Here is a 14,955-nt window from a genome sequence, read left to right on the forward strand (position 1 = left end):
GCTAAATACTGGTCTTATCAGCGAAGATATTCAATAGAAAAGAGTGCGAACTGTGCGTTCAGCATTATTTATGACGGGGAGAATCATGATAAGTTCCGGCCACTAACGGCACCATTGCCGAAATTTTTTATAGCGTAGTGCCAGCAATATAACCGCCGCCACGGCGTAGATAATCGGCAGTGGCGAAAGCGTTTTCACCGACCAAAGATAATGAATTGGCGCAAGGATGGCGACAACATACACCAAATTATGCAGTTTTTGCCAGTTGGGTCCCATTTTTCGTTGCGCCCATAAGGTGGAGGTGACTGCCAGTGACAGTAACAATAACCAACTGATAATTCCCAATGTCAGATAGGGGCGGGTGACCAGCTCGCGCCCCAGCAGGCCAATATTACTCAGGCCCAGTTCCAGCAAGGAGTAGCTGACTAAATGCAGGGTTCCCCAGGCAAAACACCATAAGCCTAATAACCGGCGGCAGCGGATCAACAGGGGCTGTTTACCATAACGCGCCAGCGGCGTGACCACTAAAGTAGCTAGCAATAGTTTCAGTGTCATGCGGCCGGTAAAATGCTGAATATCTTTGGCGGGGTCGGCACTGAGCCAACCCTGATTAACCGATAAAATAAGCCATAGCAAAGGCAGCGCTGCTGCCAGCCAGATAGCCACTTTTAACCCTTTAATCTGCCGTAGACTCAGGCGCATCAGAAATTCTCCCGCAGATCCAAGCCACGGTAGAGGGATGCAACTTGGTCCGCATAACCGTTGAACAGCAGAGTAGGTTGGCGCTGCACATCAAGGATACCGCCGGCGCCGATAAAACGCTCAGTAGCTTGCGACCAACGCGGATGATCGACATGGGGATTCACATTGGCATAAAAACCATATTCGTTAGGCGCACTGAGGTTCCAAGTGGTGGGCGGCTGATCATGGGTCAGGCGAATATGAACGATAGATTTTATCCCTTTAAAACCATATTTCCACGGTGTGATAAGCCGCAGCGGGGCACCATTTTGCGGTGGCAGGGCTTTGCCATACACCCCCAGAGTCATAAAGGCGAGTGGATGCATAGCTTCATCCAGTCGTAAGCCTTCGACATACGGATATTTTAGCCCACCACCAATAAAACGGTCTTCCTGTCCCGGCATCTGATCCGGTGCATACAGCGTTTGAAATGCGACATAGCGGGCATTACTGGTCGGTTCAACCAGCTTGAGCAGTTTCCCTAACTCAAAACCAATCCATGGCACCACCATGGACCAGGCCTCGACGCAGCGCATACGATAAATGCGTTCTTCCAGCGGGAAGCGTTTTATCAGGTCATCGATATCCAGTGTCATTGGTTTAGCCACATCACCGTCGATACGTATCTGCCAACCCTCAGTTTTTAGCGTGCCAGCATTGGCGGCGGGATCAGCTTTATCCAGACCAAATTCGTAGAAGTTATTGTAACCAGTCACTTTCTCTTCCGGCGTCATCGCCAGATCCGGGTGGTACACCGTTGATTTGGTAAACTCCAGTGGCTTACCTGAGGGCGCTTTAGGGCGATCATTGCCTTTAAACCATGCCAACAAGTCGGCCTGTGCCGCGGTGGGCAAGGCCAGTGACGCCGCCGTGATCCCCAACGCCTGCAACACCTTGCGGCGCTGATAGAAAATACTTTCCGGCGTGACGTCAGCTTCGGTCAGCTTGCGTGGTTTGGTACTGCTACCACGGAGACTATTTTTTGAATGAGAGAACAAGTTGTGCATAGACCTACTCCATCGGACAGGGGAGTCATACTGACCATTATGGTATTAATCATGGCGGCTTATGGACACAAGTGCGAGGCTGCTGGGAAAAATATGAAATTTCTGAGAGCGGAGTGATAGGGCCGGGTGGTAGCAATATCCACCCGGTGACTTTTGTAAAATCAATAATTAGCGAACTTTAACCAACGTCCGGCCAGTGACTTCATTCGCCAGCAGGCGTGCGGCGATAGTTGGCGCATCTGCCAGCGTGATGGACTGTGATGCCTGCTGATAGAAGCTGTCAGGTAAGATTTTCAGCAGCCGCTGCCAGGCTTGCTGGCGGCGCGGTTGAGGTGTCATCACCGAATCCACGCCCTGCAAGCGCACGTTGCGCAGAATAAATGGCATCACGGTGGTGGGCAGAGTATAGCCACCCGCCAAGCCACAGGCGGCAACGGTGCTGTTGTAATTCATCTGTGCCAGCACTTTGGCCAGCAATTTGTCGCCGACAGTATCGATTGCACCAGCCCACAACTGTTTTTCCAGTGGGCGCGACGCATCAAGATAATCATTGCGGGAGAGCACCCGATGCGCACCGAGACTTTTCAGGTAGTCACTGTTGCTGTCACGACCCGAGATCGCCGCAATCTGGTAACCGAGCGCCGACAGTAAGGCAATTGCAGTGCTACCTACGCCACCACTGGCCCCGGTGACCACCACTTCGCCACTTTCAGGGGTGACACCACCGTCTTCCAAAGCCATGACGCACAACATGGCGGTGAACCCTGCGGTACCGATAATCATGGCTTTTCGGGGTTCCAATCCTTCAGGCATGGGGACCAGCCAGTCGCCATTAACACGCGCTTGCTCGGCTAAACCGCCCCAATGATTTTCGCCCACCCCCCAGCCGGTCAGTAACACTGACTGACCGATATGAAAACGTGGGTCTTCACTGCTGTGAACAGTGCCAGCAAAATCAATGCCTGGAACCATAGGGAATTCGCGGATAATCTTCCCTTTACCGGTGATGGCTAGCGCGTCTTTATAATTCAGGCTGGACCAATTGACATCAACCGTGACATTACCGGCTGGCAATTGCGAGGGCGATATTTCACGCACTTCGGCGACAGTACGGCCTTCAATTTGCTCAAGTACAAGTGCTCGCATGTATCACTCTCCCGATATATTTTTCTGCAACGCCAATAACGTTGGTTATAAATAGTGTGGATAATTCAAAAAAGGGATGGGTTAAGAGTGAGCTAATATAGCGGTAACAGCAACCTTCGAGCCTGATCAAGAACAAAAATCAATTCATTGATTTTTATCATGGCTATCCTTTGAAGAGGGATTAATCGAACATCAGGGAAAGGGGCGAAAATATTGTGTTATTGTCGCATTATGAAGTAAAAAGTCAGTTTTATAGCCTATTTTTGTCATATAGTGTGCTCCTCAAGGGAAATGAGGACTTTTCTTCACTTAATTGCGCTTCGCAAGGCTAAGGGATGCGATTTACAACCAAACTTTCTGCGTTTATGACGCTACTGGTCGTCTCGGCTATGTGCTTAGTGCTACTGGGTAGCACGGTAAGTTTCTTCTATTTGTGCCAGAAAAAAATGGAGCATCGTCTCCAAAGTATCGTGACAGCTTATGATCAGTCGCTTCTGCTGCAACCGGCGGATAAAGCGCGAGAGTGGCTGCCTATTATGATGCGAACAGTTGGTGTGGTGGAGCTTAGCATTCAGGATCAAGCCAACACGCTATATCATCTCAAGCTCCCTGCAATTTATACACCCTGGAATAGCGAAAGCAGGCACCGCAACCTGGTGGTACCGATGCTGCATCAACCCGGGGCTTCGATGCATTTCACCTATATTGACCCTTTGAGCAGCTACGCCCGCTCTCTGTACGCTGCGGCTGTTTTATCGCTGGTGGTTGTGGTGATTGCCATGATGCTACTGCTAAGTTTTCGTTGGTTGCGTGATCAGACCGCAGGCCAGGAAAAACTGGAGCGCCGAGCGAGGCGTATTCTTAACGGCGAACGTGAATATGCTATCAGTAGCGACGGACATGAATGGCCGCCTTGCGCCAGTCGTGCCATTGATCGGCTATTGGCCGAATTGATAGAGGTGAGGGAGGAGCGTAACCGTGTTGATACACTGATTCGCGCTTTTGCCGCCCGAGATGCCAAAACCGGTCTCAGTAATCGCCAGTTTTTTGATAATCAACTGACTACCCAATTGGAGGAAGAGGGCGCCCATGGGGTAGTAATCATGGTGCAGTTGCCTGATTTTGATAGTTTAAATGATACGGATGACCATCAGCAGGTACAAGAACTGATGCATTCGTTGATTAACTTGCTTTCTTCTTTTGTTGCTCGTCATCCCTCTGCACTATTAGCGCGTTACCATCAGAGTGATATCGCGATTTTGCTGCCCCATAAGACGCTGAAAGATGCCGATGTTATGGCTGCCCAATTGGTTCATGCGGTCGGGGCGTTACCTGAACCCCATGTTATTGACCGCGAATCATTGCTGCATATGGGGATTGTGGCGTATCGCAGTGGTGAGTCCGTTGAACAGATTATGGATAATGCTGGACAAGCGACTAAAAATGCGGCGATGTATGGGGGGAATGGCTGGTATGTATTCGATACTCAAGTGTCAGAAAAAGGGCGTGGTAGTGTCAAATGGCGCACTTTACTGGAGCAGACGCTGGCTAACGGCGGGCCAAGGCTTTATCAGAAGCCGGTGATTACTGTTGACGGTAAAATTCATCACCGTGAAATAATCAGCCGTATATATGATGGTGAGCAAGAGTTGTTGGCTGCTGAATTTACACCATTAGTGCAGTTGCTCGGTCTGGCTGAGCGTTATGACCGTCAAAAAATTGATCGGATAATTCCTTTATTAGCTTTATGGCCGGACGAAACTCTGGCATTTTCTATCTGCGTTGATTCATTATTGCAGCGTTCTTTCCAGCGTTGGCTGCGTGATACGCTCTTACAATGCAGAAAGTCTGATAGAAAGCGAATTATCTTTGAACTTGCAGAGGCAGATGTGTGTCAACATATCAACCAAATCCGTCCGATGATGCGTTTATTGCTTGGCGTGGGCTGCAAGGTGATGGTGTCGCAGGCCGGATTAACGGTTGTTAGCACCTCTTACATCAAATCACTGCGGGTTGAAATGATTAAACTTCATCCTGGGTTAGTAAGAAGCATTAATTTACGTTATGAAAATCAGTTGTTTGTGGAAAGTCTGACCGGTGCCTGTGCGGGGACGGATACAAAAGTTTTTGCCGCAGGAGTGCTTACCCGTGAAGAATGGCAAACGCTGAAGGATAAGGGGATTTATGGTGGACAGGGCAATTTTTTTGCTCCGCCAACACTTTTGAACCCCGGAAAGAAAAAATATTCGTATTAGGGCTATGTTTAGCCTGATCGTTGAGCAAAAATTAACGTAGAATGTGCCAGTCATTTCCGTAAATCGTTGGTGGGCGCTTACTTCCGACGAGAATCAGGTTAAATGTTAGATTTTATGTGCTGTGTTACGCCGGTCGTTACGCAGAATCTGTGTTGTGCCGAGGGTTTATTCAACCTTTTCAAGCGATATGGGTTCGTGATGGAACGAGATGTCAACAACGCAGCTACTTTTTCACCGAATCAGGACGTTTTTGCGCCTTGTCGCTGCTTCGTGTGGTTGGTAAAGTAGGCGGATTTTATTTTCCGCCCCCAGCTTGCAGGATTATCCTTTCGTTATGTTTAAGAAATTTCGTGGCATGTTTTCCAACGACTTGTCCATCGACTTGGGTACCGCCAATACCCTTATTTATGTTAAAGGACAAGGCATTGTACTGAATGAACCTTCAGTGGTTGCTATTCGCCAGGATCGTGCCGGTTCACCGAAGAGCGTTGCGGCTGTGGGCCATGATGCCAAACAGATGCTTGGGCGTACCCCCGGCAATATCGCAGCTATTCGCCCAATGAAAGACGGCGTTATTGCCGATTTCTTTGTTACCGAGAAAATGCTGCAACACTTTATCAAGCAGGTTCACAGCAACAGCTTTATGCGCCCAAGTCCGCGTGTATTGGTGTGCGTACCGGTCGGGGCTACTCAGGTTGAGCGCCGTGCGATCCGTGAATCCGCTCAGGGCGCTGGCGCTCGTGAAGTGTTTTTGATTGAAGAGCCTATGGCTGCGGCTATTGGTGCCGGGCTGCCGGTTTCTGAAGCAACCGGTTCGATGGTTGTGGATATTGGTGGCGGTACCACAGAAGTGGCCGTTATCTCTCTGAACGGCGTAGTTTACTCTTCTTCTGTCCGTATCGGTGGCGACCGCTTTGATGAAGCGATCATTAATTATGTGCGCCGTAACTACGGTTCATTGATTGGTGAAGCGACTGCCGAACGTATCAAGCACAGCATCGGTTCTGCTTACCCGGGTGATGAAGTTCTGGAAATTGAAGTGCGCGGTCGTAACCTTGCTGAAGGTGTACCTCGTGGCTTTACATTGAACTCCAATGAGATCCTTGAAGCGCTGCAAGAGCCGCTGACGGGTATCGTTAGCGCGGTAATGGTTGCGCTGGAACAGTGTCCGCCAGAATTGGCCTCTGACATCTCTGAACGCGGTATGGTGCTGACCGGTGGTGGTGCATTGCTGCGTAACCTGGACCGCCTGCTGATGGAAGAGACCGGTATTCCGGTAGTGGTGGCAGAAGATCCATTGACCTGCGTCGCTCGCGGCGGTGGCAAAGCGTTGGAAATGATCGACATGCATGGCGGCGATTTGTTCAGCGAAGAATAATAGTCAGCCAAAAAGGAGGAGAACTAGATCAGATGAATCGATATCCAGCTTACTCAACGTAAGAAGGATAAATTCGTCCGATTTAGCGCCTCCTTTTGTCGTCGAGGAATACGCATAATTTATGAAGCCGATTTTTAGCCGGGGTCCATCCCTGCAATTGCGACTGTTCTTTGCCGTTCTTGCAGCCATTGTTTTGGTTATCGCTGATAGCCGATTGGGCACGTTTGTCAAAATACGTACCTATATGGACACTGCCGTTAGCCCTTTCTATTTTCTGGCCAATGGGCCACGCAAAGTTCTCGACAACGTTTCTGAAACTCTGGCTACCCGTGAACAGCTAGAGTTGGAAAACCGTGCATTACGCCAAGAGTTGTTGCTTAAAAATACTGATCTTCAGTTGCTCGGGCAATTTAAGCAGGAAAATAACCGCTTACGTGAATTACTGGGTTCTCCTTTGCGTCAGGATGAACAAAAAATGGTCACGCAGGTGATGTCCAGCGGGACAGATCCTTACAGTGATCAGGTGGTTATCGATAAAGGTTCTAACAACGGGGTATACGAAGGCCAGCCGGTTATCAGTGACCGTGGTGTCGTCGGCCAGGTTGTCGCGGTGAGTAAACTAACCAGCCGTGTATTATTAATTTGTGATGCCTCCCATGCGCTACCGATTCAGGTGCTGCGTAATGATATTCGTGTGATTGCCGCAGGGAGTGGCTGTACCGATGATTTATTACTAGAGCACTTACCCAGTAATACAGATATTCGCGTTGGTGATGTATTAGTGACATCCGGGTTAGGTGGACGTTTCCCTGAAGGTTATCCGGTCGCGGTGGTCTCTTCTGTCAAAGTTGATAATCAGCGGGCTTATACCGTGATTCAGGCTCGACCAACCGCTGATTTACAGCGCCTACGCTACTTGTTGTTATTGTGGGGGGCCGACCGTAATGGCGAGATGCCATTGCCGCCAACTGAAGTTCGCCGCGTAGCCAATGAACGACTGGCTCCGATGATGTCACAAGTGCTGCCTGCCGCAGATGCTATGGGGCCACCGGCACCATCGGCCGCTACAACCGCCACACCAACAGCAGTGACTGCGCCGGGAGTATCGCCATGAACCGTTACAGCAGCAATGGCCGTTGGGTTATCTGGTTATCCTTCCTGATTGCCATGGTGCTGCAAATTATGCCGTGGCCGGAACAGATTTATATGTTCCGACCGTCATGGCTGGCATTGGTATTAATTTATTGGGTGATGGCATTACCCCACCGTGTGAATGTTGGCACCGGCTTTGTTCTCGGGCTGATTATGGATCTTATTTTGGGTTCAACACTTGGGGTTCGAGCGCTGGCACTCAGTATTATTGCTTATCTGGTCGCTTTTAAGTTTCAACTATTCCGCAATATGGCACTGTGGCAGCAGGCACTCATCGTGATGCTGCTTTCACTCACCATGGATGTCGTGGTGTTCTGGTCTGAGTTTTTAGTGATTAATGTCTCATTCCGCCCAGAAGTATTCTGGAGTAGTGTAATTAACGGTATTTTGTGGCCTTGGCTATTCTTGTTAATGCGTAAAATTCGCCGCCAATTTGCGGTGCAATAAGGACTTAAGACCCATGACTGCCCTGTATCTTGCCTCTGGCTCTCCGCGTCGCCGTGAATTACTGGCCCTGCTTGATGTCCCTTTTGAGGTACTGAAAACCGAGGTCGAAGAGCAACGCCATCCAGAGGAGAGTGCGCAAGAGTATGTCCGGCGCTTAGCGTTGGAGAAAGCTCAGGCTGGGGTGAAGGTCGCACCACAGGATCTGCCGGTATTAGGGGCCGATACCATCGTGGTGTTAAATGGGCAAGTTTTAGAAAAACCACGGGATAAAACCGATGCGCAGCGAATATTGAATGCGCTGTCCGGTCAGCAACATCAGGTGATTACTGCGGTGTCTCTGGCTGATCGGCAAGATGTATTATCTGCCATGGTGGTGACAGATGTGACATTTCGTGTGTTATCCCAGTTGGAAATCAGTGACTATATTGCTACCGGTGAACCCATGGACAAAGCGGGCGCTTACGGTATTCAGGGGAAAGGTGGTTGTTTCGTCAGAACCATTACCGGCAGTTACCATGCCGTAGTGGGGCTGCCGTTGGTAGAAACCCATGAATTACTAAGTAATTTCATTGCGCTACGTAATGTGAGAGGAATACATGACAGCTGAATTACTGGTCAATATCACACCGTCTGAAACGCGAGTTGCCTACATTGATGGTGGCATCTTGCAAGAAATACACATTGAGCGAGAAGCGAAAAGAGGGATCGTCGGTAATATCTACAAAGGTCGTGTCAGCCGGGTTTTACCGGGCATGCAAGCGGCGTTTGTCGATATTGGTCTGGATAAGGCCGCCTTCCTCCATGCCTCCGATATCATGCCCCACACCGAATGCGTGGCCGGGGATGAACAGAAAAATTTCAATGTGCGCGATATCGCTGAACTGGTGCGCCAGGGACAGGATTTAATGGTGCAGGTGGTGAAAGACCCCCTCGGCACCAAAGGCGCACGTTTGACCACGGATATCACTCTACCCTCTCGTTATCTGGTACTCATGCCAGGAGCGGCCCATGTTGGGGTGTCGCAGCGAATTGAAAGTGAAGTCGAACGCGAACGCCTGAAAAAAACCGTGGCGGCTTACTGCGATGAACAGGGCGGTTTTATTATCCGTACTGCCGCTGAAGGAATTGGCGAAGAAGAGCTATCAGCCGATGCTGCCTTCCTCAAGCGCCTGTGGACTAAAGTCCAGGAGCGGAAGAAACGCAATATCACCAAATATAAGTTGTATGGCGAGATGGCACTGGCGCAACGTGTACTGCGTGATTTTGCCGGTGCGGCACTGGATAAAATCCGAATCGACTCCAAGCTGACTTATGACCTGCTGGTGGAATTTACCAGCGAATACATTCCTGAAATGACTGCAAAACTGGATTTGTACTCGGGCAAACAGCCAATTTTCGATCTTTACGATGTTGAAAATGAAATCCAGCGCTCATTGGAACGTAAAGTTGAGCTAAAATCAGGTGGTTACCTGATTATTGATCAAACTGAAGCCATGACCACCGTGGATATCAACACCGGTGCTTTTGTGGGGCATCGTAATCTCGACGAGACTATTTTCAATACCAATATTGAAGCCACTCAGGCCATTGCCCGCCAGCTACGCATGCGTAATTTGGGGGGGATTATCATTATTGATTTCATTGATATGAGTAATGAAGAGCATCGTCGTCGTGTATTGCATTCATTAGAACAGGCATTGAGTAAAGATCGGGTAAAAACCAGTATTAATGGTTTCTCTCAGCTAGGCTTAGTCGAAATGACCCGCAAACGCACGCGGGAGAGCATCGAGCATGTTTTATGCAACGAATGTCCAACCTGCCGTGGCCGTGGCACCGTTAAATCGGTAGAAACCGTGTGCTATGAGATATTGCGTGAAATTGTCCGAGTGCACCACGCTTACGATTCTGATCGCTTCCTGGTCTATGCGTCTCCAGCGGTAGGAGAAGCACTGAAAGGTGAGGAGTCGCATGCTCTGGCTGAAGTGGAGATCTTCGTCGGCAAGCAGGTCAAAGTGCAGATTGAACCACTGTATAACCAAGAACAGTTTGATGTGGTGATGATGTAAGATTTCCCGCTGCCACACTTGCAGCGGATAGCAAGGAGAGATGTGTGAGGCGACTGCCCAGGATAATATTTGCGACAGGCGCCACAATGATTGTTGTGGTGGCACTGTTGGTCAGTGGGCTACGCATGATGCTGCCTCTCATCAACGACTATCGTCTGCAAATCGTGGCCAAGGTTCAGTCCATCAGCGGTATTCCACTGGAAGTGGGGTTCATGCAGGGATCGTGGGAACCGTTCGGCCCAACGTTGGAATTGCGCGATATTCGCGCTAAATTGCCGAAAGCCGATTGGCAGGTGCAGCGGGTGACCCTTGCGCTTGATGTGTGGCAGTCACTGTTGCACTGGCGCTGGCAGTTCCGCGATATGACCTTCTATCAGTTACAGTTAGATTTGAACACCACACTGGATATGCAGCAAAACAGCAGCCGCAATCTTGAAGCGAGTAATCTGACTGATATCTTCCTGCGTCAATTAGATCACTTTGATCTGCGTAACAGTCGTGTCTCATTCCTCACCCCATCTGGCCCGCGCGCTGAATTAGAGATTCCACAACTCACTTGGCTTAACTCCCGGAACCGGCATCGCGCCGAGGGGCAGATCAGCCTGTCGACCATTAATGGTCAGCACGGTGTGGTGCAGGTGCGGATGGATCTACACGATAATCAGGGCATCCTCAATAATGGCATGGTCTATATGCAGGCCGACAAGATCGACCTGAAACCGTGGATCAGCCGCTGGCTGCACACCAATACCGGGCTGGACAATGCGGAATTTAGTCTGGCGGCCTGGCTGAGTATCAAGAGTGGCACTATTTACAGTGGCAATGTGTTACTCAGTGAGGGGCAGGCCAATTGGACTGTCGCGGGCAAATCACATCAGTTGGCGGTAGATGATTTTGTGTTGGAAGGCCGCCGTCAGGGTAGTGGCTGGCAGGTTGATGCGCCGGAGCTAAGACTGAAAACCGATGGTCAGGCATGGCCTAAAGGGCATTTATCTGCCCTGTGGTTACCGGAGAACACGCAGTTTATTGGCCCAGACCAATCCCAGGAGTTACGCATTCGCGCCGCCAATATTCAGTTGGAGCGGGTGGGGCCACTGTTACCGACCTTGTCACTTTTTACCCCTGAGCTGATGAATCGTTGGGCGGATTTGCGGCCACAAGGGAATATTGATGCACTGGCATTGGACATTCCTATCAGCCAACCAGAAAAAACCCGTTTTCAGGCTAAATGGCACAATATCAGTTGGCAACAATGGGATTTGTTGCCGGGGGTTAATAATTTTGCCGGTGCGCTGAGTGGTTCCGCAGCGCGTGGGCGGTTGGATATCAATCTCAAAGACAGCCTATTACCTTATGGTGATATGTTCCGCGCGCCGCTGGAAGTTAGTCAGGCCAGTGGTGCAGTCAACTGGCAGATTGATGATAAAGGCTGGGAACTGTGGAGTGACCAGCTCGATGTCCGAGCTAAATCGCTGTGGGGCAACGGCAGCTTCCACTATCAGCAACCCGATATTGGGCAGCCATGGCTGAAAATCCTGGCCGGCATCCGCCTGTATGATGCGGCCGATGCATGGCGCTATTTCCCTGAACCGCTGATGGGTAAGAAGTTGGCAGATTATCTGACCGAGGCGTTACAGGGTGGGCAGGTAGACAACGCAACACTTATTTATAACGGCAATCCTCATGATTTTCCTTATAAACATAAAGAAGGCCAGTTCCAGGTTTATGTGCCACTGCGTAATGCCACCTTCCAATTCCAACCAGATTGGCCTGCGTTAGAGAATTTGGCAATCGACCTCAATTTCCTCAACGAAGGTTTGTGGATGGATGCCCCTCACGCGATGTTGGGTAAGGTCACTGGCAGTAATATCAGCGCGATTATCCCTGACTATCTGAAAGAAAAGCTGTATGTCGACGCCGAAGTGGTTGGCGAAGGGCGTGATATTCATGACTACTTTACGGAGACACCACTGCATGATTCTGTGGCGGAAACTCTGGAAGAGCTGCAAGTCGGCGGTAAAGTTAGTGGGCGCTTACATTTGGATATTCCGTTGGAAGAAGACCGTATTACCCACGCCAGCGGCGAAGTGACGCTCAATAACAACAGCTTGTTGGTGAAGCCATTGCAAAGCCAACTGGAAAACATCAGTGGCAAGTTCCGCTTCAACGATGGCAATCTTGATAGCGATACCTTATCCGCTAACTGGTTTGGGCAGCCATTGACGGTTGATTTCACTACGCAAGAGCAGCCAAAAAACTTTTTGGTGAATGTTGGGTTGCGTGGTGACTGGTTACCGGCCAAGTTGCCCGGCGTTCCCGCTGATGTCGCGAAATTGCTCAGTGGTAGCGCCAATTGGCAAGGCAAAGTCGCCGTACAATTACCGAAAAATGGCAAGCCAGACTATAAAATTGATCTGACGGCTGACCTGAAGAAAGTAAGCAGTCACTTACCTGCTCCACTAGATAAAACAAGTGGCCAGGCATTACCCATGCATGTACAGGTGGTGGGGGGGCTGGAGGCGTTTACCCTCTCCGGCAGTGCTGGCAGCAACAATACATTCAACAGCCAATGGTTGTTGCAAAAAGAACAAGTAGAGCTGGCGCGGGCTATCTGGCAATCCGACAGCAAAAAAGTCCCGTCACTGCCGGAGGATAAAGGTTTGGTCCTTAAACTACCGGCACTGGATGGTGAGAGTTGGTTGGCGTTGCTGGCACCGCAGTTTACCAGTGTCAGCACACCTTTTAGCGCATCAGTACCAGCAAAAATAAAAGGCAATAAATCCAATGTGATACTTCCTACCCGGCTGACTTTACAGACGCCACAGCTTTTGGTTGGTGGGCAGGCTTGGCACCAACTGACACTGCTGGTTGAGCCATTATTAACCGGTGCTCACGTCACGGCAAAAGGTCAGGAAGTGGATGGTAGCCTGCTGATGGCCGAACATGGGCCATGGCATGCTGATATCGATTATCTTTATTACAACCCGCAATGGACCACGCACGAAGCACAAGATCCCCTGGCGCAAGCTGCGTTGCAGGAGCCACAAACTGCCAGTAAAATTTCGTTCCGTGATTGGCCTGCGCTGCAATTACGCTGCAAATCTTGTTGGATTCTGGGGCAAAATGTTGGGCGTATTAACGCAGATCTGACGCCGAAAGGCTCGGTGCTGACGTTAACTAACGGCTTGATTGAGGCTGGCAATGGGCGGGCTAAAGTTTCCGGCCAATGGCAGCAAGACAGCAATGGCGATAAAACCGCGCTTAATATCGCGCTGAGCGGGCCGAAGATCGATGAAACCATTTCATTCTTCGGCCTGACAACACCGATAAAAGATGCCTCTTTTGATATCAATGCCGATGTTAACTGGCGTGGAGTCCCGTGGCAGCCACAGATTAATACCCTGAATGGGACATTAAAGAGTAGATTGGGCAGAGGCCAACTGAGCGATCTCGGTGGTGGGCGCGCCGGTCAGTTACTGCGTTTGGTCAGCTTTGACGCACTATTACGTAAGCTCCAGCTTGATTTTAGTGATACGTTTAGTCGTGACTTTGCGTTTGATTCTATTCGGGGCACGGCCAATATTAACAATGGTGTAATGCACACCAATGATTTAGTGGTGGATGGATTGGCGGCCGATATTGCCATGAGTGGTAATGTGGACTTGGTTAAACGCCAGATAGCCATGGAAGCGGTTATTACACCAGAGATTTCTGCCACTGTCGGCGTCGCAACAGCCTTTGCGATCAACCCAGTGGTTGGGGCTGCGGTATTTGCTGCCTCGAAGATATTAGGGCCATTATGGAGCAAGGTTTCGCTGATTCGTTACCAGATTACCGGTAGCTTGGATCAACCAACCATCCATGAAGTATTACGCCAGCTAAAGGAGAGTAAGGCGCCATGAAAAATGCCAATGTTGCATTATTGCAGTTATGCAGCGGTGAAAATACCCGTGACAATCTGGCTCAAATTGAGCAGCAGATCAAACAGTTAAACTCTGGTATTAAACTGGTTATGACGCCGGAAAATGCACTGTTATTTGCCAATGCTGCCTCTTATCGACACCATGCCGAGCAACATAATGACGGGCCGCTGCAACAGCAAATTCGCGAGATGGCACGCCATTACGGAGTGTGGATTCAAGTGGGCTCCATGCCGATGATAAGCCGCGAGTCACCGGAGCTTATCACTACCAGTAGCTTGCTGTTTGATGACCAGGGCGAACTTAAAGCTCGTTACGACAAAATTCACATGTTTGATGTGGATATTAACGATATTCATGGCCGCTATCGTGAATCTGATACTTATCAGCCGGGTGAACAACTGACGGTGGTTGATACACCGGTAGGCCGCTTGGGCATGACGGTTTGTTATGATTTACGTTTTCCAGGCTTATTCCAAGCTTTGCGGGCGCAGGGGGCTGAGATTATTTCGGTGCCGGCGGCCTTTACCAAAATGACCGGTGAAGCTCACTGGGAGATTTTATTGCGCGCACGGGCGATTGAAAACCAGTGCGTGATACTGGCCGCAGCACAGGTAGGGCGTCATGGCGCCACCCGCCGCACCTGGGGCCACACTATGGCGGTTGATGCCTGGGGTAAAATATTAGGGCAGAACCCAGATGCGGTTGCTGCCTTAAAAGTAAAAATTGAAACCACAGGTTTGAACATTATCCGTAATCAGATGCCGGTATTGCAGCACAATCGCTTCCTGCCGTCTCCGTTGCCGTCATCGCATAAACCATCATCTAATTAAAGAGTGAAAA

Annotated in this window: 11 protein-coding genes; 8 read left to right on the forward strand and 3 right to left on the reverse strand. The window is 50.0% G+C overall.

Annotated elements, in window-relative coordinates:
- Positions 1-102: 102 nt before the first annotated feature.
- The 3 genes from msrQ to acuI all read right to left on the reverse strand — a co-directional run bounded on the left by msrQ (position 103) and on the right by acuI (position 2,894).
- The gene (gene msrQ / locus V1955_RS01790; protein WP_083162190.1) at positions 103-702 is read right to left on the reverse strand and encodes a protein-methionine-sulfoxide reductase heme-binding subunit MsrQ; all 600 of its coding nucleotides are present in this window, start codon (positions 700-702) and stop codon (positions 103-105) included.
- A complete protein-coding gene (gene msrP / locus V1955_RS01795; protein WP_083162192.1) occupies positions 702-1,748 on the reverse strand; it encodes a protein-methionine-sulfoxide reductase catalytic subunit MsrP in 1,047 nt (348 codons plus the stop codon). Before msrP ends, msrQ begins: the two co-directional genes overlap by 1 nt.
- Before the next feature lie 168 nt (positions 1,749-1,916).
- Complete coding sequence (acuI, locus tag V1955_RS01800; protein ID WP_372569711.1) at positions 1,917-2,894, reverse strand: acrylyl-CoA reductase (NADPH); 978 nt, start codon at positions 2,892-2,894, stop codon at positions 1,917-1,919.
- Between the two features lie 335 nt (positions 2,895-3,229).
- Here acuI and csrD point away from each other — a divergent pair, with 335 nt between their 5' ends.
- The 8 genes from csrD (at position 3,230) to nit1 (ending at position 14,945) form a co-directional block, all read left to right on the forward strand.
- Positions 3,230-5,149, forward strand: a complete 1,920-nt coding sequence (gene csrD, locus V1955_RS01805) for an RNase E specificity factor CsrD (RefSeq protein ID WP_442820454.1) — start codon at positions 3,230-3,232, stop codon at positions 5,147-5,149.
- 334 nt (positions 5,150-5,483) lie between these two features.
- Entirely contained in the window at positions 5,484-6,527 is a 1,044-nt protein-coding gene (mreB, locus tag V1955_RS01810) for a rod shape-determining protein MreB (RefSeq protein ID WP_002228205.1), read from the forward strand.
- Between the two features lie 121 nt (positions 6,528-6,648).
- Positions 6,649-7,641, forward strand: coding sequence for a rod shape-determining protein MreC (gene mreC / locus V1955_RS01815; RefSeq protein ID WP_083162196.1), 993 nt, complete (start codon positions 6,649-6,651; stop codon positions 7,639-7,641).
- Positions 7,638-8,126: a rod shape-determining protein MreD gene (gene mreD / locus V1955_RS01820; RefSeq protein WP_032906981.1), complete on the forward strand. Its 489-nt coding sequence runs from the start codon at positions 7,638-7,640 to the stop codon at positions 8,124-8,126. Before mreC ends, mreD begins: the two co-directional genes overlap by 4 nt.
- 13 nt (positions 8,127-8,139) lie before the next feature.
- Positions 8,140-8,733 (forward strand): Maf family protein, encoded by a 594-nt coding sequence (locus V1955_RS01825; protein WP_083162198.1) that lies wholly within the window; start codon positions 8,140-8,142, stop codon positions 8,731-8,733.
- On the forward strand, positions 8,723-10,192 hold the full coding sequence (rng, locus tag V1955_RS01830) for a ribonuclease G (protein WP_102970524.1): 1,470 nt from the start codon (positions 8,723-8,725) through the stop codon (positions 10,190-10,192). Before V1955_RS01825 ends, rng begins: the two co-directional genes overlap by 11 nt.
- A gap of 44 nt (positions 10,193-10,236) precedes the next feature.
- Positions 10,237-14,094, forward strand: coding sequence for an AsmA2 domain-containing protein YhdP (gene yhdP / locus V1955_RS01835; protein WP_442820455.1), 3,858 nt, complete (start codon positions 10,237-10,239; stop codon positions 14,092-14,094).
- Positions 14,091-14,945 carry a deaminated glutathione amidase gene (gene nit1 / locus V1955_RS01840; RefSeq protein ID WP_083162202.1) on the forward strand — a complete coding sequence of 285 codons (855 nt, stop codon included), beginning with the start codon at positions 14,091-14,093 and terminating at the stop codon, positions 14,943-14,945. The genes yhdP and nit1 overlap by 4 nt, the downstream gene beginning before the upstream one ends.
- Positions 14,946-14,955: the final 10 nt, after the last annotated feature.

The sequence above is a fragment of the Yersinia sp. 2545 StPb PI genome (assembly GCF_052217125.1).
GTDB lineage: Bacteria > Pseudomonadota > Gammaproteobacteria > Enterobacterales > Enterobacteriaceae > Yersinia > Yersinia enterocolitica_E.

Bases quoted from the DNA above. Each gene is read 5' to 3' on its own strand.
- msrQ (WP_083162190.1), bottom strand. From the start codon at position 702: ATGCGCCTGAGTCTACGGCAGATTAAAGGGTTAAAAGTGGCTATCTGG.
- msrP (WP_083162192.1), bottom strand. From the start codon at position 1,748: ATGCACAACTTGTTCTCTCATTCAAAAAATAGTCTCCGTGGTAGCAGT.
- acuI (WP_372569711.1), bottom strand. From the start codon at position 2,894: ATGCGAGCACTTGTACTTGAGCAAATTGAAGGCCGTACTGTCGCCGAA.
- csrD (WP_442820454.1), top strand. From the start codon at position 3,230: ATGCGATTTACAACCAAACTTTCTGCGTTTATGACGCTACTGGTCGTC.
- mreB (WP_002228205.1), top strand. From the start codon at position 5,484: ATGTTTAAGAAATTTCGTGGCATGTTTTCCAACGACTTGTCCATCGAC.
- mreC (WP_083162196.1), top strand. From the start codon at position 6,649: ATGAAGCCGATTTTTAGCCGGGGTCCATCCCTGCAATTGCGACTGTTC.
- mreD (WP_032906981.1), top strand. From the start codon at position 7,638: ATGAACCGTTACAGCAGCAATGGCCGTTGGGTTATCTGGTTATCCTTC.
- V1955_RS01825 (WP_083162198.1), top strand. From the start codon at position 8,140: ATGACTGCCCTGTATCTTGCCTCTGGCTCTCCGCGTCGCCGTGAATTA.
- rng (WP_102970524.1), top strand. From the start codon at position 8,723: ATGACAGCTGAATTACTGGTCAATATCACACCGTCTGAAACGCGAGTT.
- nit1 (WP_083162202.1), top strand. From the start codon at position 14,091: ATGAAAAATGCCAATGTTGCATTATTGCAGTTATGCAGCGGTGAAAAT.